Below are 21,422 nucleotides of genomic sequence, written 5' to 3' on the forward strand. Positions count from 1 at the left end.
AACATGGCTGAGACATAATGGGGGCAGATGCAGATGAACACACGGACACAGAAAATAGTCTTTATCGATATTGACGGAACACTTGTGGATGATGATGGGAACATACCTGTTTCAGCTCAGAAGGCTTGCAGGCAGGCACGCGCGAATGGACATTTGCTTTATTTGTGCACAGGGCGTTCGAAGGCGGAAATTTATGATTCCATCTGGGAAGTTGGATTCGACGGTCTGATTGGTGCAGGTGGCGGATACGTGGAGTTTGGTGATGAAGTTCTCTATCATAAAAAGGTAACGGCTGAAGACGTTCGGCATATGGTCGATTTTTTCAATGAACATCAGATTGATTTCTATCTGGAATCCAATTCGGCCCTCTATGCAAGTAGCAATCTTCAAACCCATCTCGAACGTCGCATATACGGTGATGTGGAGAATGATCCAGCAGCCAGAGCGAAAAAGGAACAGAAGCCACATCCATTTATCACCGGGCTGACCTACGGTGAAGCCGACTTATATAAGGATGATGTCAATAAGGTTTGTTTTCTGGAAAGTGCTGTGGTTCCGTTCGAACGGATCAAGCAGGAATTTCAGGGCAAATTCGAGGTAATCCAGTGCACCGTACCTATCTTTGGAGAGGGAAGCGGGGAGCTCATGATTCCGGGCATTCACAAAGCAATTGCGATTGCGGATCTGCTGGAACACCTTGGCATGTCTCGGGAAGACACACTGGCCATCGGAGACGGCATGAATGATGCGGAGATGCTGGAATTTTGCAATATAGGCATTGCCATGGGCAATGCGAAGCCCGGTCTGAAAGCCCTCGCCGATGACATTACCGGAACCATTGAGGAAGACGGGCTATATCACATTTTTGTGAAGTATGGCTTAATTTAGTCCTGTGTTCTTGAGATTTCTCCCGCTTAAATTGTAATAATGGCGTGCGTTAGATTACACAATTCCTGTACAGTATCCGATATATATTAGGTACGCTCATTTGATAGCTACATAAAGGAGTGCAGAACATGGATATTGCAGCATTATCAATGGCCATGAGTCAAACGTCGCTGGCGCAGTCGGCGAGTTTGCAGGTGATGTCAATGTCGAAAAACATGGCAGAACAACAAGGTCAACAGCTTACGGAAATGTTAAAATCTGTTCCAGCCCCGCATCCGAATCTGGGAAGCAGTCTGGATATTTCAGTTTAGACGTTTTCTAAGAAATGCATGTTCAGAAACAATTGCAGCAAGCGAACCCAAACGGTTTCAATTCATCGAATTGAAGCTGTTTGGGTTGTTTTTTACCATTAGGAATGATGGAGGATCATACTTCCAAAAAGCTGACGGGCCTTGTCCCAATCCACGCCGAGTTTACCTTGCCATCCAGCCCACGGCATCTCCATGTCGGAGCGGCCTTTCGTATTGCTGAGCAGTAATTCGGCATTAAGCAGTTCTTCGATATTGGTCCAATGATCGGGACGAAGGGGGAGAATCTGGTTTGGCAGAACCCCTACTCGGGATAATGATTTTAATATGCCTCGGCGGATGCCAGCCTGTCCTTTGATCAATTTCTCGGCTGTGAGCCGTTTCTCATATTTTCCCGGAGATTCATCGCTCTCTGCCTGATCCAAACTATGAAGCAGTTGATTGAAGGTGTGAATGTCCTCTTTACTCGGTGTAATGGATTCATGTTCAAGCAGGGAAACTAACTCTGTCAAATCAGCATATGTCCCTAAACTATTCGAGCTGTAATCATGTCCCAAGTGAACGGCATAGCGAATAAAGGACAAATTATCCCATGCGTCATTGCTGTTACGGCTTAAACCGCAGCATTTACAACAATGGAATTGTTCCGCTTCTTCATAAGCATGGTGCTGCATGTGAACCATCATATGATAGCTTCCAAGTGTAGTTATGCCTCGGGGATAACTTCCACCAACACCGGCCACAAAGGCATTGGTGATCGTGGTCCAGGATAGATACTCATTTTGCTGCAAATCGATTAATTGTTGAATGATCTTGTCATGCGCAATTAGCTCCAGATCATTAGGAACCCATCCGTGTGTATGTAATACTTCTTGTTCGTTAGCTGTTAGTGTATCCGCTCGATACACCGTCACCTGTCGCTCACTGTCGTACTTGCCATTGGCATGCTGATACAGCTTCTTAAGCACTCTCATGCATTGTTTGTCCATGAGCATCTCCTCAAAAGTTAGTTGCTTATCCTAAGACTTTCGCATAGGCTTCATTGCTTCCTTTCATTATAAATGAGATGATGGCTATATTACAGATGAGAAGCGGTGAAGCATGCGAATTAATAAATACATAAGTGAAACGGGATTCTGCTCACGGCGAGAGACAGACCGCTTAATTGCAGCTGGGCGTATTACGATCAATGGTGACCTCTGTGTAAAAGGGGCAGAGGTTGAAACAGAAGATCTTGTCCTGATCGACGGAAAGGAAATCCCGCAGGTTGATCGTGAGCCTGTATACCTAGTTCTCAACAAGCCAATAGGTATCGTCTGTACGGCAGCACAACAAGTCGAGGGGAATATTATACAGTATGTAAATTATCCATCACGTATCTTTGCCGTTGGCAGGCTGGATAAAGCCTCGGAAGGTTTGATTTTGCTTACGAATGATGGAGAGATTGTTAACAAAATGATGCGCTCAGAGCATAATCATGAGAAAGAATACGTGGTGACCGTGGATAAACCGATTACAGATGAATTCCTAAGAATGATGTCCCAAGGAGTCGAAATTCTGGACGTAATAACCAAGCCGTGCAAAGTATATCGCCACAGAGAGAATGTTTTTCGGATTATTCTGACACAGGGGCTTAACCTGCAAATTCGCAGAATGTGCAAAGCCCTGGGGTACAGAGTCCTGAAACTAGAGCGCATCCGTATTATGAATATAACACTGGATCAGCTGGAACGAGGACAATGGAGGCATCTGGAGAAGCATGAGCTGAGTACGCTGCTTGCCAGGCTGAACTAGCTAACTTTTCCTAGCTTGGATAAGAACATTTGTACAAAAGGTGAGTCATCCCACGCAAACACAAAGAAGGCACTAATCCTGAAAGGATGGATGGTGCCTTCTTAGCGTTTCAAACGACCAGAGTCTAATGGATCTCGGACAATTTCGATCCGGAGGCATGCTTCCGCACTTTTCGTTCTGAGATGATGGAACCCAGGAGTGTTAACACCGCACCCAGCATGGTAATCCAAGTAATGGGTTCATGCAGCAGCAGTGCAGAAGCTAACAATGTAATTACAGGCACCAAATAAATGTAAACGCTGGTTTTCACTGCTCCCAAAAGGCTTACCGCCCTATTCCAGGTTGCAAAACACAACGCAGAAGCGCCTACCCCGAGAAAAAGAAGATTGGAAAGGTTGGTCAGATCGGCAAACCGCTCCATGTCAAAATGGAATTCGAACAGGAACAAGGCAGGGAGCATGAACAAAAGCCCGTAAAAGAACACTTTGCGTGTTGCACCAATGGTGTGATAGTGAAGATCGCCTATTTTACGCATAAGGACGGAATAGATTGCCCAGACAGCAGGAGCCACAAAAGCAAGCAGATCGCCCAGCGGATTCAGCTGCAGGCTGTAACGCCCATTGAACGCAATGATCACAATGCCTGTCAAAGCAATAGCAAAACCGGCGACAAAATACCGAGATAACGGCTCATCCTTCAGGAAGAAATGCGCAAGCACAGCGGTGAAGAAGGGCGCAATGGACACAATGACACCTGCGTTTGAAGCCAGTGTGAATACAAGCGCGATATTTTCGATCAAAAAATACAATGTGACTCCACACAGTCCGGCCGCCATAAAAAGCATCTCATCCCGGACCGTTGATATCCGCATCACACGAGGGTAGATCAGAAACAACACCACATATCCAATCAGAAAACGAAACAACAGGATTTCCACAGGTGTGAAGTCGATGAGCAGAATTTTAGTGGAGATAAAGGTGGTCCCCCAGATCAAAATTGTAAGCAAGGCGAGCAGGTGACCAGCCGTATGTTTATTTTCACTCATCGCGAAACACGGTCCTGCAGTCGTTGGGACTCGTCTTCATGGTTAAAGATTCGGTAATATTGTTTGGGCGTCAAGCCGATTAGTTTTTTGAAAAAGTTCGTAAAATGGCTCTGATCGCTGAATCCCGTCTGGGCGGATACCTCAAGCGGCAGCGTTCCTTGTTCCAATAAGCGTTTGGCCTGATTAATACGAATCGTTTCCAGATACCGATATGGTGAGATGCCTTTTTGGCGAGTAAATAGACGTACCAGATGATACTTGCTCATTCCACTTCGTTCAGCTAACTCACCCAGCGATATACTTTCCATGTAATGAGACTCTATGTATTCGCAGATACACTTGACTTCGATCGTGACATCTTGAGAAGAGACGGAGGATTCAGCATCTGCATAATCCCGAAGCAGCTGTTCCAGCAGCAGGAGCAGCAGCTCTTCTTTGCCAAAATCGGATTGCTCCTCCAAAATCATCAAATGCAGGTCATGCAAAGAGCCGACCAATTCGTGTTGATAGAGTACGGGTGCTGTGAAGTTCGGCAGATAGTCTTGTCCGGTAATTTCGCGGGTGTATTCTCTCATGACCTCTGGTTGGATATTAATACAGCGATAATCGAGTGTTCTTCCATCAATCCCTTCACAGGCGTGGGGGTCATGAGGGTTAAATATAATCATGTCGTCGGTATTCAGCACATACTCCTGATTATTGCAGACCAGATGTCGCTTGCCCTGCTCAATAAAACCAATGACGTAATAGTCATGAAAGTGATTGGGGAATTTCTGCATGATGCCCTGGAATTGATAAGCTTCAAGCTGCAGATCGGTATCAAATACAACGGTTCGTATTTCGCGATTCATGCTGCACCTTCTTTCTCGTAAGTTCTTGTCAGTATAAACTGAAAAGAAGGCAATTTCTTGAACGATATTGCGCTCGCGCATGCTATAAATAGCAGGGAAGCAGCAAAAAAGAGCAGATTTCCTGCTCTTTTTCTGTTATTCCTCTATAGCGTACTACTTATATAACCTCAAGGGAAGGCTTGTCAGAGATTGTCCTGCTGCAGACGGGGTCAGGTGGTCTTCCAGAATGAACCCGCTGACGGGTTCAATACTTGAGAAGGTTTGCAAAAATGTCGTCAGAACAATTTTGGCTTCCAGCCTAGCGAGAGGTGCACCCAGGCAGAAGTGTGTTCCGAAGCCAAAAGCGAGCTGTTTGTTATTGTTCGGACGATGAATATTCAAAGTGAATGGATCCTCGAACATGTCCTCATCCATGTTGGCTGCACTCATCCAGGCTACGATGGCATCTCCTTTTTTGAGCTCAACCCCAAGCAGGTTATTATCCGCCTTGACCATGCGGTCCATTTTACTGATATGGAAACGGTACCGCAGCATTTCTTCCACTGCATTTCCAACAAGCTCCGGATTATCTCTCAGCTCCGTATACAGTTCAGGCTGATCATAGAGCAGCGCATAGAAGGAGTTGGCCAACAGGTTGCTTGTGGTTTCTATTCCTGCACCCAGAATGAACATGGTGGTACGTACAATTTCCTCATCCGTAAAATGTTCACCATCCACTTGGACCTGGATCAGGTCCGAGATAATGTCCTCGGCAAGATTCGTTCGTTTGGACACAACAAAAGGGTAAAGGTATTCGAAATATTGCTGACCCGCAATTTTCTTCATTTCATTGATATGGCTAAAGGTTGCATCCGTTGTTGGCATGAAGAGAATATCTACCCATTCCTTAAATAGTAGCCTGTCTTTGGAAGGAATGCCAAGCAGATCAGACATGATGATTACTGGAAACATACTTGTGTAGGCTTGTACAATATCGACCTCGGGAAGCTGAGAAAATTCCGCGACTAACTCGTCTGCTACGGCCTGAATGCGCGGCTCCCAAAGTTTGAGACTTCTTGGGGTAAATGCACTTGCTAATAATGATCTTCGCTTGCGGTGTTCCGGAGGATCGACGTTGTGAATATCCAGCTTGTCCGGAATGTGGTGCTCGCTGTCCGCACCTTCTCCCTCACTTGAATACCCCACGTTCACAATCGATCTTTCTCTTACACTGGAGAAATGTTCATGATCATTCAATACGGTTTTGACCAAGTCGTACTTGAACACATGCCAGGAATCCGTCTCTTCATTGTAAACGACAGGTTCCTGTTTGAGCATGTGGCGATACCAACGATAAGGGCTAAACTCTTCTTCTTTCGATTGGAATTTCGTGATTTCAGACAGAGATATAATCGTACTCTTCTTCATTCATCTTACCTCCTTAGTTGGGGTCATTGACAAATATAACAAACAAGAGTACTTTAATTCAAGTAATTTAAATTATAATAATAAGGTGGAGTAGAGAGTGAAGAGTATGCTGAAACATAAGGGAGTCAAAGCGGGGATATTCATGATTGTGTTCTATCAGATTGTGATGCTGACCGTTTTCATGTCCGGATATAGCGCGATCCTCAAAAACGTAACGAATCTTAAGGTGGCCATCGTTAATGAGGATCAACAATCCGGTACTGAATTTGTTCAGAAGCTGCAAGAGCAGCTCCCGTTCCATATCGTAACCGATGAGTCGCTGGAACAGGCGAAGATGGGTCTGGAAGACCGTGATATTCATATGGTGATACGTATACCTGGTGACTTTACGGAGAAACTGTCTGAACAGAGCGGCAAAGCGCAGCTGGAATATTTGATTAATGAGTCTAACCCAACCACCATTACCAGTTCGATGAAAAGTGCAGCAGCAGAAATTACCGCTCAGATCAGCGCACAGGTTCAGGCTCAAAGCTTCGAAGCGGTATTGAACGGAATGCAGGTTCCTGCGGATCAATCCAAACAGATTGTGGAATCAACCACGGGCAAGGTCTCATCCAATATCGTCATGAGCAACCCTCAGCCTGCCGGTATGCAAAATCAGATGGCACCGATGTTCATCACGATGGCGCTCTATGTTGGAGCTATGATCTATGCCATGCAGAGCGTGGGCGGAATGCAGCAGCTGCGTGCACAAATGGGAAAATGGAAAGCCTTTTTTGCCCTGCGGGGGGCGAACCTGCTCATTTCCCTGATTGCTCCTCTGGTTGGAGTAGGCATCTACTTCATGGTTCAAGGTTATGGGGTGGAGGTGTTTCTGAAAATGTGGCTGGTGCACAGTCTGCAATTATTCGTGTCGATTGAGTTTACAAGTATCTTCATCATGCTTCTCGGTCAAGGAGGTATGCTGATCAACATGATATTCGTGCTTAGTCAATCCATTGCCAACGGTACGTCCATGTCAACCGAAATGATGCCTGGGTATTTCAAATTCGTGAGTCAGATCACGCCGATGTTCTATTCCACGCATTTGGATTACAATATTCTTTTCGGCGGTGGCAGAACGGCCCATTACGCCATTGGATTAGCGCTGGTTGGACTGGTCGCTTTCGTTCTCAATGCAGCGATTCACCATTTCAAACATGCCAAGCAAACCAATTCGCTGCAAGAGTCTTCACAACAGCCCGCTATCGTATAAAATAAGTAATAAAAGGGCTCAGGCGAATTTGTAAGAAGCTGTGCCCTTGGTAAGAGCAGAATGGGGGCAGTCACATGTCAATTCAAATATTTATTCTTGGTGCTTTAAGTGAAGGGAATTGTTATCCCTATGATATTAAAAAGCAAATAGGCAAACATCTGGATCAGACCGAGGCCAGAATTACGGAAGGGACGATCTATTACAATTTTGAAGTGCTGCTTAAGAAGGGTCTAATCGAGAAGATTGAAACGATTCAGAGTGAGAATAGACCAGACAAAACGATGTATGGGATCACCGATCAAGGGCGGCTCGCGCTGGAAGAGAGCATCTATAAAGTGTTTCAGAAATTCACGACCATTCAGTCCCTTTATGCAGCGCTGGTTAATCTGGATAAGGTGGATAATCAGAAGATTGCATACCTTATTGAAGATATCATCGTGAAACAAAGAAAAAAACTCGATTATATTGACGAGCAGAAACCGGAGGAGATCGAGGTAAGTGAGGATTTGATGGATGCTCTGTGGCTGATGAGGGATCATGCTTATCACACGATTGAGAGCAACATTGCATGGTTGGAGAAGCTCCTTCACCATGTTCAGAGCAGAGCGTTAAGGCACTAAGCGCGTTTTACGTCACCGTGCCTGCGAAGAGGTGCGTCAGGTCAGCGACAGTCTGGCTTTGAACGCACCTCTTTTCCTTTAAAGTACGAAGCAGAATCAGGAGCCTGGATTGAAACATATGGAAAAAACCTATAGAATCTGAACTATGTCGTAAATGAATATTTTGTAACGAGGGAGAGGGAATTTCATGTTCGAACATCTGGTGGTATTTAAATTCAACGATAAAATTACCCCGGCAAAACAGCAGGAATTTGTCTCACAATTGCTCGCCTTACAGGACGAGATTCCTGGGATCATCGATCTGACTGCCGGAATCAATGTAACAGAAGAGACGAATCATATTCAGGGATTCACGCTTGGATTAAGAGTGACGTTTGAAGACCAAGAAGCCTTGCGTGCATATGGTCCACATCCTGCGCATCAGGCCTTTGTAGCTTCGCTTAACGGATGGGTAGAGAATGTTATTGTAACTGACTTTCCGATCCCTTCGAAATAAGACAGGTCATGTAGGAGAACACTAAGTATGAGTATAAATACCAGAACATATCGTTTGGAAGATTTAAGCGACCTGGAGTACGAAGTTCGAATCGGGAGCGTGTTAGAGAATTCCTATAGAAAGATCATGATTTTGAAATTTATAGGTGTCTACGGGTTTGGCAGTAGCGGCAATTCGGATGCCCGTTATATGAGTGCAATCGGCAAAGCTGTACTGGAAGCATGGAGGCCGGACGGGCTCGTTATTGATCTGTCGGACATGCAGTATGATTGGGGAGATGAGTTGGATCTTGTTTTTGACGTAGGTAGTGAGATCTCCCGGTACCGTCCATTTCCGCTTGCGCTTACCGTTGGACCAAAATCTGAAGAAGCGGTCAGAACACTTCTGCTTGGGGTTGGCAGTAAAGATGGAATCGAATCTGCCGGATGGGTGTTCCGGAGTGTGGAGGAGGGATGGGCCTACATCGCTTCCCAATTAGCCACCTAGAAGCCCTGATACCTCCAATGAAAATGTCCATCATGATTAAAGCGATTGAACAGCAGGCTGGCACATGTGGTGCTGGCTTTTTTCTTTTCTCCTGATATTCAGTAAAAATGTAGTGAGATGTTAAATAATATTACACTCAAAATCAGGTGTTTTGTTTCGTTTGCCCAAAAAGATACGATCTCTTTATCTCCTGTAACAATTCTCGGTCATGTATCATGGAAGTTCTCGAAATAGTTTATATAATGTAAATCAACATAACATGATTATTCAGTGCGATGGGTTGATTCTAATTTCGGGGGCGAGCGCGGATGAACGAAACAAAAAAGATGAGAATTTTTTCACTGGGGATTCAACATGTATTGGCAATGTATGCCGGGGCTATTCTGGTACCTTTACTCGTGGGAAGAGCTTTGAATCTGACTGCAGAGCAGCTGGCATATCTGGTATCCATTGACCTGCTCACATGCGGTATTGCAACGTGGCTGCAGGCTCGGAAGGGAAAGTATCTGGGCATTGGTTTGCCAGCAGTACTCGGTAGTTCATTTGTAGCAGTTACGCCCATGATCGCCATCGGATCTCAGTATGGTATTCCAGCCATTTATGGGTCCATCATAGCAGCCGGTTTATTTATCGTCATCTGTGCCGTATTTTTCAGCAAAATCGTCAAGCTGTTCCCTCCCGTTGTTATTGGTACCGTGGTAACCATTATCGGTCTAGCACTTATTCCTACCGGTATTAAGAATATGGCTGGCGGGGCAAACAGTGAGAACTTCGGAAGCTTGGACAATCTGGCACTTTCTTTCGGAGTACTGCTCTTTATTTTGGTACTGAACCGGTATGCGCGGGGTTTCGTTAAATCTCTTGCCGTCCTGATTGGCATCATCGCAGGAACTCTCATTGCGGCCCTCATGGGAAAAGTGAATTTCTCTCCTGTACAGGAAGCATCATGGTTCCACTTGCCACAACCCTTTTATTTCGGAATGCCAACATTTGAGCTTGGCCCGATTATTACAATGATCATCGTAGGTACTGTCGTGATTATCGAGTCAACGGGTGTGTTTATGGCTTTGAGCAAAATTTGCGATCAGCCCATCAATGAGAAGGATCTGGCTCGCGGTTATCGTGCAGAGGGCTTGGCTTTTGTACTTGGCGGTATATTCAATGCCTTTCCATACAATACATTCGCGCAGAATGTCGGGCTCGTTCAATTGTCCAAGGTGAAAACAACAAATGTCGTGGTTGCAGCCGGAGGCATACTGGTGTTCCTCGGACTCATTCCGAAGGTAGCGGCATTTGCAACCATTATCCCAAGTGCAGTATTAGGCGGTGCGACAGTGGTTCTGTTCGGTATGGTCGTATCCTCTGGAATCAAAATGCTGCAAACCGTCGATTTTGGCAAGCAGTCCAACCTGCTGATCGTCGCTTGTTCTGTTTCGCTCGGGCTTGGTGTCACAGCCGTACCAGACCTGTTTGCCCAGCTGCCACAAAGCATTCGGATCATTGTGAGCGATGGTATTATTACAGGAAGTCTGTCAGCGATTCTGCTTAATATCTTTTTCAATCTTGGTTTCAAAAAGGAAAGCTTGCCTGTTCAGCCTGTAGCGGGGACTCAGGAGGCACATACCTGATTCCATCTTAACTGAATAATAGCGAATTAAACGAGTAAGCCCACATAAAATTCATTGCTGGAAAGAGTGGAAAATATCCTTCTTCCTAAATGAATACCTTGTGGGCTTATTTGGCTGCCCTACACGATGAAACATGCAAACACCCTACAAATATGCTAAAGTTTCCTTATGAACATATGATATGTTCATCATTTCGAAATTCCATGCGACTACATAAATGAGCATTGGTTCACACAGGCTACATGAATACAAACAGAGGAATTCCTTTGTTGAGGAAAAGGAGTGGAGTGCACATGGAAAAGGATAAGTTAGGCGCAGGCTGGAATTTGGACAATAGTTATGCCCGGCTGCCGCAGACCTTTTATACGAGTCAGGGTGCAGTACCGGTACAGTCACCTGAGCTTGTCATCTTAAATGAAACCCTTGCGGCCAGCCTCGGACTGAATGCTGAAACGCTGAACAGCGAGGAAGGGGCAGCAATCTTTGCAGGCAATGAAATTCCGCCTGGAGCCGAGCCTCTGGCTCAAGCTTACGCAGGCCATCAGTTTGGCAATTTCAACATGCTTGGTGATGGACGGGCATTACTGCTGGGTGAACAGATCACGCCACAGGGCGAGAGGGTGGACATTCAGCTCAAAGGTTCGGGCAGAACGCCATACTCCCGTGGAGGGGATGGTCGGGCGGCGATTGGACCGATGCTGCGTGAATATATTATTAGCGAAGCCATGGAAGCACTGGGTATCCCTACTACGAGAAGTTTGGCGGTAGTAACGACTGGAGAAAGCATTATTCGTGAAACGGAACGGCCGGGTGCCATATTAACCCGAGTGGCCTCCAGTCACATCCGCGTGGCAACCTTTCAGTATGCAGCTAGGTGGGGAACTGTAGAGGAACTGAGAGCACTGGCGGACTATACGCTGGAACGGCATTTTCCTGACATTCCTATAGATCATAACCGTTATTTGAACTTCCTCCGGGAAGTCATCAAACGACAGGCTTCACTGATCGCCAAATGGCAGAATGTTGGATTTATACACGGCGTCATGAATACGGACAATATGGCCATCAGTGGAGAAACGATAGATTACGGGCCTTGTGCTTTTATGGATGCTTATAATCCGGCTACAGTTTTTAGTTCAATCGATACGCAAGGCCGTTATGCCTACGGCAATCAACCCTATATTGCGGGCTGGAATCTGGCTCGTCTTGCGGAGACATTGCTGCCGCTGCTGCATGATAATGAAGATGTGGCCATACAGATTGCACAGGATGCCATTTCCCAATTTTCGGAGCAGTATCATCAAGAATGGTTATCCGGCATGCGAGCCAAGCTGGGATTATTGACAGAAGAGGACGAAGATGAAACGCTGATGAAAGATCTTCTGGAACTGATGGAAAAGCAATCGGCGGACTTCACGAATACGTTCTTAGCTTTAACTTTTGATAAGTGGGAGAACTCGAATCTGAACGAAGCACCGGAATTTGTGGAATGGAACGAACGCTGGAAAGTTAGACTGGGCCGGCAGTCTGAATCAAAAGAGGCTGTAGAGCAATTGATGAAGAGCAGCAACCCTGCAATCATCCCACGGAATCATATAGTGGAAGAGGCGCTTGAACGGGCAGAGAATGATGGGGATTATAGCGTAATGAATCAGCTGCTAGCCGTTCTCCGGAAACCTTACGCACATACACCGGAACAGGAAGAATACGCCACATTGCCGGCGACCTGTGATCCATCTTATCGGACATTTTGCGGAACCTGATGGGAGTGCAGATTCAGCATTCAGATTGAACATTTCAGATTAAAAAATACAATCATGAGTTGCAATAGGTACCTTGCGAGTACAAGCAACCTGGTGATCACGAAGAAGCTGCCACCGGCAGCTTTTTCATGATCATGTCATGGGGAATGCAATTTAAATGAATCACAGGTGGTGAGCTGCCATGTCAGATGTTTTAACCAAACAGGAATTAGCAGTCAAGCTGCTTGAACTTTTATCCCTAACAGACTTTGACCAGGAACAGAGCAATACATATGTTAACCGTCTATTGGAGCCTTTCAAATGGGAAGGTGTGCCTTATGTTGAAATGGAAAGTGAAACCTATATCGTCACCATCTATGAACGTGGAATGCCCATGTTGGAGAAAAAGTTGAAGCAGACCGAGATGGTTATCTACTGGCTGCTGGAGGATATTATTTTTACGACGGTGCATGTGGAGATGTTGAAAAAATATGATGTTGATAATATCAACACTCATTTGAAATACACAAGCGAAGTGATACAGGAAATGGATCGCAACGTAACGAACGCTTTTCAGCAATTGGGAGAACCCTATTTGCACTGGCATCAAACCGGTAAACGCCATGAACTGGAGAGCATGCAGCCTAGGGGAAGGGATGAAGGGCATGACTAATCAAGATATTAATGATGTATGGTATGATTATGCGTTGAAGTTTGTAGACAAAAAGAACAAACAAGAACAGGGATGGTCGGGATTCACATCCGAGGAACAGGAGATTGCAGCCCTATGGCTGTTGGAAGTAGACGTATATAACGGTGGGTTCATTCAATTTTTCTGCAATTGGGGAGAAGAAGCATATCTTCATGTTTTGCGGGCATTACATACGATTGGTGCGAACCAGGTGCTGGGCAATATTCAAGAGCAGTATAACTTGATAGAGCATTTAGCGGATGATGAACGGCTTACAGCATTATGGGACATTCCCCGTTTACTCACGACAGAAGAGGAACTAAGGTTGGATACTCTGGATCAGCGATTGTGGGATAACGAGGATCAAATTGCGGAGAAGGCATACACGCATTATCATAGGAAGCTGAATATAGAGGCATAGTATAAAAGATCAGAGTCTCTTTTGCTGTACGGTGAGCAGATTAAATACAGGCTCTTGCAATGGGTTGAACGTTCGGCTATACTGGCTATAATCTAATACATGAATTACGTTGATGGAGCGCAGTAGCGGCTTTGTCCCTGTTACAGAAAGTCAGGGGTTGATGGAACCTGATACATACAAGGGCTGCGAATTACACTCTGGAGTACTTGGGTAATGCCAAGCGGAATGGGCAAACGATATATTGCCAAAAGCGGTATGGATGATGCGTAAGCATCTGTTCATGCAAGTTGGGTGGTACCACGGTTATGATAATCGTCCCTATGTCTAATGAAGACAAGGAGACGATTTTTTTGTGTCCAAAAAAAGCTGCTCAGATCTGTATTTTTGACCATTAACGTAGTCCATGACTGAAGAACCATTAGAAGAGAAAGGGGTTGTTTGGGTTGAATATTATTGATGAACTTGAATGGCGTGACGCCATAAACCAACAGACGGATGCGGAGGGGCTGCGTGAGCTGACCGAAACCAAGTCGATATCCTTGTACTGTGGGGTTGACCCTACTGGAGACAGTATGCACATCGGTCACCTGATTCCGTTCATGATGCTGAAACGTTTTCAACTAGCGGGACATCGTCCGGTAATCCTGATTGGAGGGGCAACGGGTACAATTGGTGACCCAAGTGGACGTCAATCCGAGCGTTCGCTGCAAACACTGGAACAAGTCCAAGAGAACGTCAATAAGCTGACAGCACAGATGAAAAAATTGTTTGTAACCGAAGGCGACAACCAGGTTCGCATGGTAAACAACTACGACTGGACACATCAAATTAACGTCATCGAGTTTTTGCGTGATTACGGGAAAAACTTCAATCTTAACACGATGCTGGCTAAAGATGTCGTGGCAAGCAGATTGGAAGGCGGAATCTCGTTCACCGAGTTTTCCTACCAGATCCTGCAGTCTCTGGATTACCATCACCTGTTCCAAAACGAGGATGTGCAGCTGCAAATCGGTGGTTCGGATCAATGGGGCAACATCACGAGCGGTCTGGATCTGATCCGCAAGAAAGAAGGATCTGAAGCAAGAGCATACGGTTTGACGATCCCTCTGATGCTCAAAGCCGATGGTACGAAATTCGGTAAAACCGCGGGCGGTGCAATCTGGTTGGATCCGGACAAAACGACACCATTCGAATTCTACCAGTTCTGGGCGAACACGGATGATCGCGATGTCATCAAATACCTGAAATACTTCACCTTCCTGAGCAAAGAGGAGATTGAAGCTTTGGCTGAAAAGGTAGAGACTGAGCCGCACAAACGTGAAGCGCAGAAGGCACTCGCCGAAGAAATGACAAAATTCGTTCACGGCGAAGAGATGCTGGAGCAAGCTAAACGTATTACCGCAGCACTCTTCAGTGGAGATATTCGCTCCCTGACAGCCGATGAGATCGAGCAGGGCTTCAAGGAAATGCCGACATTTGAAACTGACGGCGAAGCCAAAAACATCGTGGACTGGCTGGTGGATCTGGGCCTTGAGCCATCGAAACGCCAAGCCCGTGAGGATGTCACCAAAGGTGCGATTTCTATGAACGGAGAGAAGATTACAGAGCTGGAATTCACAGTGTCTGCGGAGCATGCGATTGGTGGCAAGTTCATCATTATTCGTAAAGGCAAGAAGAACTACAGCCTTGTGAAATTGAAGTAGGAACGTACCGTATCAAGAATATCTTGGGAAGAACAACGTTAGTTTAAATTCCCAGGATATTCATAACTCTTAAGGTAAACAAAAGGGCCGTCTCCACTAATGTCAATGACATTAGGGAGACGGCCCTTTAACAATTCATCCGCAAATAATTGATCTGATTATTGATTCACAATGGCTGTAATCTCTTCGTCCAGATCAAGCCTGACGTTTTCACGGTAAGCCCGGATGTTGTATTCGCTATGCAAGTAGCGCAGGATCGCTTCTATCATGTTGGATTCAACCAAGTATTGACTACGGCCTTGAATCCAGACTTCAGCGGAGTATCCCGTATCTTCTTCCCAGCTCAGTTCAACATTGACATCGGTCGGGCGCACACCTTTGCGTTCAGCCATGTGAAGACAGATTGCATTAACAATCTCATCCATGCTTAGAACCATAACGATTAGTACCGTCCGTTTCTGTTGCGGTCATCATCATCACGATCGTTGCGGCGGTCATAACGACCATCTGCAGCCGGTTTACGGCGATTCGTGATCGCTCTGAAGAGTGCCATTGCCAGCATCACGATCAGCATAATTGCAGCAACGTTGACAAGCAATCCAAGAATGTTTCCGAGGGCTCCCATGCCGCCGAACAATCCGCCGAACAGCATACCTGCCAGACCACCCAGCATCATGCCTTTCATGAATCCACCGCCACCGCCGAAGAATCCCCCACGGTTCGTTGCAGCTGCACCAGTACCCGATTTGTTCGAGTTCGATTGGCTCACATTATTATCGGATTTCTTAGGTGTATTGGTATAACTTTTCGTACCTGACTTGAAACCGCCACCACGTCTTGCATCAGCAGAATCCGGATTTGCTACGCCAACTGTTGCGAACAACAGAGTGAAAGCCATAAAAACCATCATCAGATGTTTAATTCCAAATTTTTTCTTCATTGTAAAGATCGTAACCCCCCGATTAAATTGTGTGATTAGCCCTAAAAATGGGCCTTACTCATGTAATACGGTCAAAAAGCAGGAACGTTTCAAATTTTGTTTAATTTTCCGAAATAATCGGACAAGGGTCCTGAATGGCTGCCTGACCATCGAGCAGCTGCGTCACCCAGTTGCACCATTCCAGGCCGGTCTGGGCATTCATTAATCCCTTTTGAACTAAAATGTAGCTCCCAAATTCCCGGCTGCCTACGCGGAGGTTATCCTGAGGGATGCGGGACTTCAGATCCTCGAAATAACGGATGCGCTCCATAAACCAGTTTTTGCGCTCATTCAGAATGCGTCTCATGCTCCCATCTTCGGCAATGCCGACACACAAAATCCGCAAATTGAACTCGTCACGCGTTACCGGAGCGGTAACAGGAGTGATCATCCATCCGAGCAGCTTCTCAATACCTTTTTCCGTGACTGCATACATTTTTTTGTCCGGTTTGTCAGACTGTTGCACCCAGCGGGAAGATAATAGTTCATCATTTTCCATCTTGGACAGGAGCGGGTAGATCTGACTGTGTTTGGCTTGCCAATGAGGCTGAATTTTCAGCATCAGATCGTAACCAGACGACTCCTCGCGGGTAAGCAGCCCGAGCAATCCGTAGGAAAGTATGTTCATGCACATGTCTCCTTAATATTAGGGCTAGGCCAGTGAAAACAATGGATATTGCCAACAATGACCGCTTTCATAAAAGTGTACACTGAAACTGTATGGTTTGACAACCTGACAGCATAACTGCCTCAATTTAGACAAAAAAAGAGTGCGGACCCTGAGGTCCGCACCCAAAACCATTTAGAGAGATGCCTGTTACTCGTACCCTTCAACTACAAGCTCAAGCTGGCCTGTTGAGGAATCGATAATCATGCCGTGAACGGGTACTCCCTGTGGAAACAGAGGATGATTTTTGATGACTCCTACAGTATGTTTTACCCCTTCATCAACACTGTTAAACCCTCGAAGCCAATTGTTCAAATTGATTCCGGAGTTGTCCAGAGCATTTATAACTTCCTTGGATACGCCGCGGTCAACCATGTGACCAATCATTGTGTCTGCTTGCAAAGATGCCATACCGCACTCGGTGTGACCGACAACAACAACTTCGTCTGCCCCGAGCTCATAGATAGCTACAAGCACGCTTCGCATAACAGAACCGAAAGGTTGAGAGATAATGGCGCCTGCAGTTTTAAGGATTTTAACCTCACCATTCTTCAAATTCATCGCTTTTGGCAGCAGTTCCACCAGACGGGTGTCCATGCATGTGATAATTGCCATTTTTTTAGTTGGAAACTTACCGGCCGTATACTTTTCGTATTCTTTTGTTTCGACAAATGATTTGTTGTACGCCAAAATCTCTTGAATGTTGTTCATGTCCATTGCCTCCTGTTATCCAATACGATGAGCACGGCTGCTTGCATCGGTATGCAGCTTGTCCTAAGCCCTGCCCTTGATTATACCACGGTCAGCAAACGGCACGATATCTTATAAATAAGAATCAAGCCATTTACCTCTGTTAAAAGTTGATTATACGCATTGCAAAAAGTATCATCAATAGGGAGTCTAAACTTTTTTTGGAGAGGTGAACGATAACAATGGAAGAACAAACCCTGAAACATCTGGAATCATTCCTTAATTTGGCCCGCAAAATCAAAAGTTATCACGAAGCCATTGGTTTGCTTCATTGGGATCTGCGCACTGGTGCGCCGAAGAAAGGCGTTCCGACTCGTTCGGAAACCATCGGCATGTTATCTACCGAAGCGTTCAAGCTTCAAACTTCGGCTGAGATGAAAACCTATTTGGACACGCTGACAAAACCAGAGGTGTTGAATCAACTTGAAGATATAAATCGTCGTCTGGTTTTGGATTGCCAGAAGGAATACGACCGGAGCCAATCCGTCCCGCCTGAGAAGGTTCAAGCATATACGGTGCTCACGGCCAAATCGGAAACGGCATGGGAAGATGCCAAGCATAACAGCGATTTTGAAGGCTTTTCTCCGTATTTGACAGAGATCGTGAAACTCAAACAGGAGTTCATCGACTACTGGGGTGTGAAAGACACACGCTATGATACGCTGCTTGATATGTATGAGCCGGATCTGACCGTAGAGAAAGTAGATGCGGTATTTGCCCGGTTGAAAGCACGTTTGGTGCCGCTGCAGGAAAGGATCAATGCTTCCGAAAACAAGCCGAATACGGAGTTCTTAAGCCAGCTGTTTGATAAGGATCAACAGGAAAAATTCAGTTTATTCATTTTGGGACAGATGGGTTATGACTTTGATGCCGGAAGACTGGATGAGAGTGTTCATCCGTTCGCGACAGGACTGAACCCGGGGGATGTGCGAATCACGACGAATTACTTGCAGGATGATGTGACGAGCGCGGTATTCAGTTCTTTGCACGAAGGCGGACACGCGCTATATGAGCAAAATATTGACGAAAGTCTGGCAGGTACCCTTCTGGCTGAAGGAACGTCAATGGGTATTCATGAATCCCAGTCCCGTCTGTGGGAAAATATGATTGGCCGTAGCCGTCCGTTCTGGACTCGCTATTATCAAGACTTGCAGCAGCGTTTTCCTCAATTGAGCGATGTGGCTCTGGAAGATTTCTACCGTGCGATCAACCGCGTCGAAAGTTCTCTGATTCGAATTGAAGCAGACGAGCTGACGTATAATCTGCACATTATCATCCGTTATGAGATTGAAAAAATGCTGTTCAATGAGGGACTGGAAGTCAAGGATTTGCCGGAAACCTGGAACGCCAAGTACAAAGAATATTTGGGCATCGTTCCTCCAAACGATGGTGTCGGTGTGCTTCAGGATGTTCACTGGTCCGGTGGCGATTTTGGTTATTTCGCATCGTATTCACTCGGCAATATGTATGCCGCTCAGATTCTACATACGCTGCGCCAGGAACTGCCGGAGTTTGACTCTTATATTGCTGAAGGCAATCTGATACCAATCAAGGAATGGTTAACGGACAAGATTTATCGTTACGGCAAGAGCCGTACGCCATCCGAATTGATTCTCGCTGTGACAGGTGAGGAATTAAACCCGGATTATCTGGCGGACTATCTGGAAGCAAAGTATACCGAGATTTACAAACTGTAGTTGTACAATCACATAACACGAAGCAGGTACTAGAGAGAGCCGGGCATATGCCCGGCTCTTTTTTGGTGTGCAAGTTCTTAACCTTTTGATGGGCAGCGGCATATTCATAGTAGAGAGAAACTGCTGAAACCAGCGAAGGAGGGAAACAGCATGAAATACACGCCCTGGTTCATCCGTGCCATCGTTATATTGCTGATTATCATTGTAGCGCTCACGAGCTGCAACCGAGAGAAAAACGAAGCGAAAATTACGATTGGCGAGGTGACGCGTTCGGTATTTTACGCACCGGAGTATGTAGCCGTAGCTCAAGGTTTTTTTGAAGAAGAGGGACTGGAGGTCGAGATCCAGACAACGGCTGGTGGTGACAAAACGATGGCTGCCTTGCTCGCGGGCTCCGTGGATATTGCCTTGGTCGGAGCAGAGACATCTATCTACGTCTATCAGCAGGGAGCGGAAGATGCGGTCATTAACTTTGCCCAGCTAACCCAGACAGACGGAACATTTTTGTTCGCACGGAGTGCGGAAGGCAGCTTCAATTGGGATCAGCTCAAACAATCTACTTTCCTCGGTCAACGAAAAGGCGGTATGCCGCAAATGGCTGGAGAATTCACGTTGAACAAACACGGCATTGATCCGCAGAATGATCTGGAATTGATCCAAAATGTCGATTTTGCCAACATTGCTTCTGCATTTGCGTCGGGGACCGGAGATTATGTACAGCTGTTTGAACCACAGGCGTCCATCTTTGAACAGGAAGGCCGCGGGAAGGTCGTTGCATCGTTTGGAACGGAGAGTGGACATTTGCCTTATACGGTGTTCATGACAAAACAAAGCTACATCAACGACAACAAGGAAATGGTACAGAAATTTACAAATGGGCTGCACAAAGCACAGGTCTGGGTAGATTCCCATTCGGCTGAAGAGATTGCCGAGGTCATCCTCCCTTACTTTAAAGACATTGATCAATCCATTCTCGTAAGTAGTATTAATCGCTATAAAGAGCAGGGGACGTATGCAACAGATCCGATTATTGATGATGAAGAATGGAACAATCTGCTGGACGTCATGAGTGCGGCTGGAGAACTCGAACAACGGGTGGAGTCCAAAGCGATTGTCGATAACACCTATGCGGAACAAGCAGCATCTGTGAAATAACCAGGCATTCAGGAAAGGAAGTGATCGCCATGCCTGAATCCGATACGGTGATTAGACTGGAAGGGATTTCACAAGTGTATGTCAATGAGCGTGAAGCCTCATTGGTCATCGAAGACCTGAGCCTTCAGGTTAAACAAGGCGAATTTGTCAGTCTTGTTGGTCCGAGCGGGTGTGGCAAAACGACATTGTTGTCCATCATTGCCGGGCTGCTCACGCCAACCGCGGGAGAGGTGAATGTTAAAGGGAAACTGGTTGAAGGTCCTTCTGCCCAGATTGGCTATATGCTGCAGCAGGACTATCTGTTTCCATGGCGTACCATTTTGGACAATGCACTGATCGGACTTGAATTGACGGGCAGGCTGGATGAACGGAGTCGTAAACGAACAAGCGAGCTGCTTGCAGAGATGGGCCTTGCTGGAACAGAGAATTTGTATCCTTCCGAACTATCTGGGGGCATGAGGCAGCGTGTCGCGCTCGTGCGGACGCTAGCAACCGATCCATCCTTGCTTCTTCTGGATGAGCCATTCTCTGCACTGGACTACCAGACCAAGCTGCAGCTGGAGGATCTGGTGTCAGATACGCTCAAGGAAACGGGAAAAACCTCGGTGCTGGTCACCCATGACCTGTCCGAAGCGATTGCAGTGAGTGACCGCGTTATTGTGCTGGACCGCAATCCTGGACGAATTCGGAAAGAGTTTATCATTCCGGAAGCCATTCGGAAATCCCAGCCCTTCTACGCAAGGGAACAGGAAGGTTTTAATGAGCTTTTTCAGGCGTTATGGAGCGAACTGGAACAGTCCGGAGGAGGTGAGAAGAACGGGTGAATCAGACGAGAGAGA

At 46.2% G+C, this 21,422-nt stretch carries 23 protein-coding genes and 1 other annotated feature; of the genes, 15 read left to right on the top strand and 8 right to left on the bottom strand.

Going from position 1 to position 21,422, the window contains the following annotated elements; genetic code table 11:
• Positions 1-33: 33 nt before the first annotated feature.
• Positions 34-888, top strand: a complete 855-nt coding sequence (locus AC3WQ3_RS25080; protein ID WP_492474013.1) for a Cof-type HAD-IIB family hydrolase — start codon at positions 34-36, stop codon at positions 886-888.
• Positions 889-1,016: 128 nt separating this feature from the next.
• The gene (locus AC3WQ3_RS25085) at positions 1,017-1,199 is read left to right on the top strand and encodes a YjfB family protein (RefSeq protein ID WP_095286404.1); all 183 of its coding nucleotides are present in this window, start codon (positions 1,017-1,019) and stop codon (positions 1,197-1,199) included.
• Positions 1,200-1,297: 98 nt separating this feature from the next.
• Here the strand turns inward: AC3WQ3_RS25085 and AC3WQ3_RS25090 are convergent, their stop codons facing one another.
• Positions 1,298-2,185 carry a hypothetical protein gene (locus tag AC3WQ3_RS25090; RefSeq protein WP_492474014.1) on the bottom strand — a complete coding sequence of 296 codons (888 nt, stop codon included), beginning with the start codon at positions 2,183-2,185 and terminating at the stop codon, positions 1,298-1,300.
• Between the two features lie 112 nt (positions 2,186-2,297).
• Between AC3WQ3_RS25090 and AC3WQ3_RS25095 the strand changes: the two genes are divergently transcribed.
• Entirely contained in the window at positions 2,298-2,990 is a 693-nt protein-coding gene (locus tag AC3WQ3_RS25095) for a pseudouridine synthase (RefSeq protein WP_492474015.1), read from the top strand.
• Positions 2,991-3,114: 124 nt separating this feature from the next.
• On the opposite strand, the gene AC3WQ3_RS25100 is transcribed toward AC3WQ3_RS25095, so the two are convergent.
• The 3 genes from AC3WQ3_RS25100 to AC3WQ3_RS25110 all read right to left on the bottom strand — a co-directional run bounded on the left by AC3WQ3_RS25100 (position 3,115) and on the right by AC3WQ3_RS25110 (position 6,293).
• A complete protein-coding gene (locus tag AC3WQ3_RS25100) occupies positions 3,115-4,035 on the bottom strand; it encodes a DMT family transporter (protein WP_492474016.1) in 921 nt (306 codons plus the stop codon).
• Positions 4,032-4,886 (bottom strand): AraC family ligand binding domain-containing protein, encoded by an 855-nt coding sequence (locus AC3WQ3_RS25105; RefSeq protein WP_492474017.1) that lies wholly within the window; start codon positions 4,884-4,886, stop codon positions 4,032-4,034. Before AC3WQ3_RS25105 ends, AC3WQ3_RS25100 begins: the two co-directional genes overlap by 4 nt.
• Before the next feature lie 153 nt (positions 4,887-5,039).
• The gene (locus AC3WQ3_RS25110) at positions 5,040-6,293 is read right to left on the bottom strand and encodes a cytochrome P450 (RefSeq protein ID WP_492474018.1); all 1,254 of its coding nucleotides are present in this window, start codon (positions 6,291-6,293) and stop codon (positions 5,040-5,042) included.
• Between the two features lie 106 nt (positions 6,294-6,399).
• Between AC3WQ3_RS25110 and AC3WQ3_RS25115 the strand changes: the two genes are divergently transcribed.
• The 9 genes from AC3WQ3_RS25115 to tyrS all read left to right on the top strand — a co-directional run bounded on the left by AC3WQ3_RS25115 (position 6,400) and on the right by tyrS (position 15,335).
• The gene (locus AC3WQ3_RS25115; protein ID WP_492474031.1) at positions 6,400-7,548 is read left to right on the top strand and encodes a YhgE/Pip domain-containing protein; all 1,149 of its coding nucleotides are present in this window, start codon (positions 6,400-6,402) and stop codon (positions 7,546-7,548) included.
• Positions 7,549-7,622: 74 nt separating this feature from the next.
• Entirely contained in the window at positions 7,623-8,168 is a 546-nt protein-coding gene (locus tag AC3WQ3_RS25120; protein ID WP_492474019.1) for a PadR family transcriptional regulator, read from the top strand.
• Between the two features lie 187 nt (positions 8,169-8,355).
• Positions 8,356-8,664, top strand: a complete 309-nt coding sequence (locus AC3WQ3_RS25125; protein WP_336782014.1) for a Dabb family protein — start codon at positions 8,356-8,358, stop codon at positions 8,662-8,664.
• Between the two features lie 27 nt (positions 8,665-8,691).
• Positions 8,692-9,150, top strand: a complete 459-nt coding sequence (locus tag AC3WQ3_RS25130; RefSeq protein WP_336782013.1) for a hypothetical protein — start codon at positions 8,692-8,694, stop codon at positions 9,148-9,150.
• Between the two features lie 308 nt (positions 9,151-9,458).
• Complete coding sequence (locus tag AC3WQ3_RS25135) at positions 9,459-10,778, top strand: solute carrier family 23 protein (RefSeq protein WP_154893779.1); 1,320 nt, start codon at positions 9,459-9,461, stop codon at positions 10,776-10,778.
• A 293-nt stretch (positions 10,779-11,071) separates the two neighbouring features.
• Positions 11,072-12,541, top strand: a complete 1,470-nt coding sequence (locus AC3WQ3_RS25140; RefSeq protein ID WP_492474020.1) for a protein adenylyltransferase SelO — start codon at positions 11,072-11,074, stop codon at positions 12,539-12,541.
• Between the two features lie 181 nt (positions 12,542-12,722).
• Positions 12,723-13,193, top strand: a complete 471-nt coding sequence (locus AC3WQ3_RS25145) for an Imm63 family immunity protein (RefSeq protein ID WP_492474021.1) — start codon at positions 12,723-12,725, stop codon at positions 13,191-13,193.
• On the top strand, positions 13,186-13,632 hold the full coding sequence (locus AC3WQ3_RS25150) for a DMP19 family protein (protein ID WP_336782010.1): 447 nt from the start codon (positions 13,186-13,188) through the stop codon (positions 13,630-13,632). The genes AC3WQ3_RS25145 and AC3WQ3_RS25150 overlap by 8 nt, the downstream gene beginning before the upstream one ends.
• Before the next feature lie 100 nt (positions 13,633-13,732).
• Positions 13,733-13,955: a binding site (T-box leader), on the top strand.
• Positions 13,956-14,075: 120 nt separating this feature from the next.
• On the top strand, positions 14,076-15,335 hold the full coding sequence (gene tyrS, locus AC3WQ3_RS25155; protein WP_095286666.1) for a tyrosine--tRNA ligase: 1,260 nt from the start codon (positions 14,076-14,078) through the stop codon (positions 15,333-15,335).
• A 158-nt stretch (positions 15,336-15,493) separates the two neighbouring features.
• On the opposite strand, the gene AC3WQ3_RS25160 is transcribed toward tyrS, so the two are convergent.
• The 4 genes from AC3WQ3_RS25160 to AC3WQ3_RS25175 form a co-directional block, all read right to left on the bottom strand.
• Entirely contained in the window at positions 15,494-15,772 is a 279-nt protein-coding gene (locus AC3WQ3_RS25160; protein WP_095286418.1) for a YxcD family protein, read from the bottom strand.
• Positions 15,773-15,777: 5 nt separating this feature from the next.
• Positions 15,778-16,275, bottom strand: coding sequence for a hypothetical protein (locus AC3WQ3_RS25165; RefSeq protein ID WP_095286419.1), 498 nt, complete (start codon positions 16,273-16,275; stop codon positions 15,778-15,780).
• A 100-nt stretch (positions 16,276-16,375) separates the two neighbouring features.
• Positions 16,376-16,942: a PadR family transcriptional regulator gene (locus tag AC3WQ3_RS25170; protein WP_095286420.1), complete on the bottom strand. Its 567-nt coding sequence runs from the start codon at positions 16,940-16,942 to the stop codon at positions 16,376-16,378.
• Positions 16,943-17,131: 189 nt separating this feature from the next.
• On the bottom strand, positions 17,132-17,692 hold the full coding sequence (locus tag AC3WQ3_RS25175) for a beta-class carbonic anhydrase (protein ID WP_336782007.1): 561 nt from the start codon (positions 17,690-17,692) through the stop codon (positions 17,132-17,134).
• A gap of 221 nt (positions 17,693-17,913) precedes the next feature.
• Here AC3WQ3_RS25175 and AC3WQ3_RS25180 point away from each other — a divergent pair, with 221 nt between their 5' ends.
• The 3 genes from AC3WQ3_RS25180 to AC3WQ3_RS25190 all read left to right on the top strand — a co-directional run bounded on the left by AC3WQ3_RS25180 (position 17,914) and on the right by AC3WQ3_RS25190 (position 21,407).
• The gene (locus AC3WQ3_RS25180) at positions 17,914-19,428 is read left to right on the top strand and encodes a carboxypeptidase M32 (protein ID WP_492474022.1); all 1,515 of its coding nucleotides are present in this window, start codon (positions 17,914-17,916) and stop codon (positions 19,426-19,428) included.
• Between the two features lie 150 nt (positions 19,429-19,578).
• Entirely contained in the window at positions 19,579-20,583 is a 1,005-nt protein-coding gene (locus tag AC3WQ3_RS25185) for an ABC transporter substrate-binding protein (RefSeq protein ID WP_492474023.1), read from the top strand.
• Positions 20,584-20,612: 29 nt separating this feature from the next.
• Positions 20,613-21,407, top strand: a complete 795-nt coding sequence (locus tag AC3WQ3_RS25190) for an ABC transporter ATP-binding protein (protein WP_336782004.1) — start codon at positions 20,613-20,615, stop codon at positions 21,405-21,407.
• The last annotated feature ends 15 nt before the right edge of the window (positions 21,408-21,422 follow it).

The sequence above is a fragment of the Paenibacillus sp. FW104-T2 genome (assembly GCF_058789975.1).

What these genes read in the sequence shown, in the direction of transcription:
- AC3WQ3_RS25100 (WP_492474016.1), bottom strand. Translation starts at nt 4,035, where the DNA reads ATGAGTGAAAATAAACATACGGCTGGTCACCTGCTCGCCTTGCTTACA.
- AC3WQ3_RS25160 (WP_095286418.1), bottom strand. Translation starts at nt 15,772, where the DNA reads ATGGTTCTAAGCATGGATGAGATTGTTAATGCAATCTGTCTTCACATG.
- AC3WQ3_RS25130 (WP_336782013.1), top strand. Translation starts at nt 8,692, where the DNA reads ATGAGTATAAATACCAGAACATATCGTTTGGAAGATTTAAGCGACCTG.
- AC3WQ3_RS25145 (WP_492474021.1), top strand. Translation starts at nt 12,723, where the DNA reads ATGTCAGATGTTTTAACCAAACAGGAATTAGCAGTCAAGCTGCTTGAA.
- AC3WQ3_RS25190 (WP_336782004.1), top strand. Translation starts at nt 20,613, where the DNA reads ATGCCTGAATCCGATACGGTGATTAGACTGGAAGGGATTTCACAAGTG.
- AC3WQ3_RS25135 (WP_154893779.1), top strand. Translation starts at nt 9,459, where the DNA reads ATGAACGAAACAAAAAAGATGAGAATTTTTTCACTGGGGATTCAACAT.
- AC3WQ3_RS25140 (WP_492474020.1), top strand. Translation starts at nt 11,072, where the DNA reads ATGGAAAAGGATAAGTTAGGCGCAGGCTGGAATTTGGACAATAGTTAT.
- AC3WQ3_RS25165 (WP_095286419.1), bottom strand. Translation starts at nt 16,275, where the DNA reads ATGAAGAAAAAATTTGGAATTAAACATCTGATGATGGTTTTTATGGCT.
- AC3WQ3_RS25150 (WP_336782010.1), top strand. Translation starts at nt 13,186, where the DNA reads ATGACTAATCAAGATATTAATGATGTATGGTATGATTATGCGTTGAAG.
- AC3WQ3_RS25085 (WP_095286404.1), top strand. Translation starts at nt 1,017, where the DNA reads ATGGATATTGCAGCATTATCAATGGCCATGAGTCAAACGTCGCTGGCG.
- AC3WQ3_RS25120 (WP_492474019.1), top strand. Translation starts at nt 7,623, where the DNA reads ATGTCAATTCAAATATTTATTCTTGGTGCTTTAAGTGAAGGGAATTGT.
- AC3WQ3_RS25095 (WP_492474015.1), top strand. Translation starts at nt 2,298, where the DNA reads ATGCGAATTAATAAATACATAAGTGAAACGGGATTCTGCTCACGGCGA.
- AC3WQ3_RS25115 (WP_492474031.1), top strand. Translation starts at nt 6,400, where the DNA reads ATGCTGAAACATAAGGGAGTCAAAGCGGGGATATTCATGATTGTGTTC.
- AC3WQ3_RS25185 (WP_492474023.1), top strand. Translation starts at nt 19,579, where the DNA reads ATGAAATACACGCCCTGGTTCATCCGTGCCATCGTTATATTGCTGATT.
- AC3WQ3_RS25110 (WP_492474018.1), bottom strand. Translation starts at nt 6,293, where the DNA reads ATGAAGAAGAGTACGATTATATCTCTGTCTGAAATCACGAAATTCCAA.
- AC3WQ3_RS25125 (WP_336782014.1), top strand. Translation starts at nt 8,356, where the DNA reads ATGTTCGAACATCTGGTGGTATTTAAATTCAACGATAAAATTACCCCG.
- AC3WQ3_RS25105 (WP_492474017.1), bottom strand. Translation starts at nt 4,886, where the DNA reads ATGAATCGCGAAATACGAACCGTTGTATTTGATACCGATCTGCAGCTT.
- AC3WQ3_RS25090 (WP_492474014.1), bottom strand. Translation starts at nt 2,185, where the DNA reads ATGGACAAACAATGCATGAGAGTGCTTAAGAAGCTGTATCAGCATGCC.
- AC3WQ3_RS25170 (WP_095286420.1), bottom strand. Translation starts at nt 16,942, where the DNA reads ATGAACATACTTTCCTACGGATTGCTCGGGCTGCTTACCCGCGAGGAG.
- AC3WQ3_RS25175 (WP_336782007.1), bottom strand. Translation starts at nt 17,692, where the DNA reads ATGAACAACATTCAAGAGATTTTGGCGTACAACAAATCATTTGTCGAA.
- AC3WQ3_RS25180 (WP_492474022.1), top strand. Translation starts at nt 17,914, where the DNA reads ATGGAAGAACAAACCCTGAAACATCTGGAATCATTCCTTAATTTGGCC.
- AC3WQ3_RS25080 (WP_492474013.1), top strand. Translation starts at nt 34, where the DNA reads ATGAACACACGGACACAGAAAATAGTCTTTATCGATATTGACGGAACA.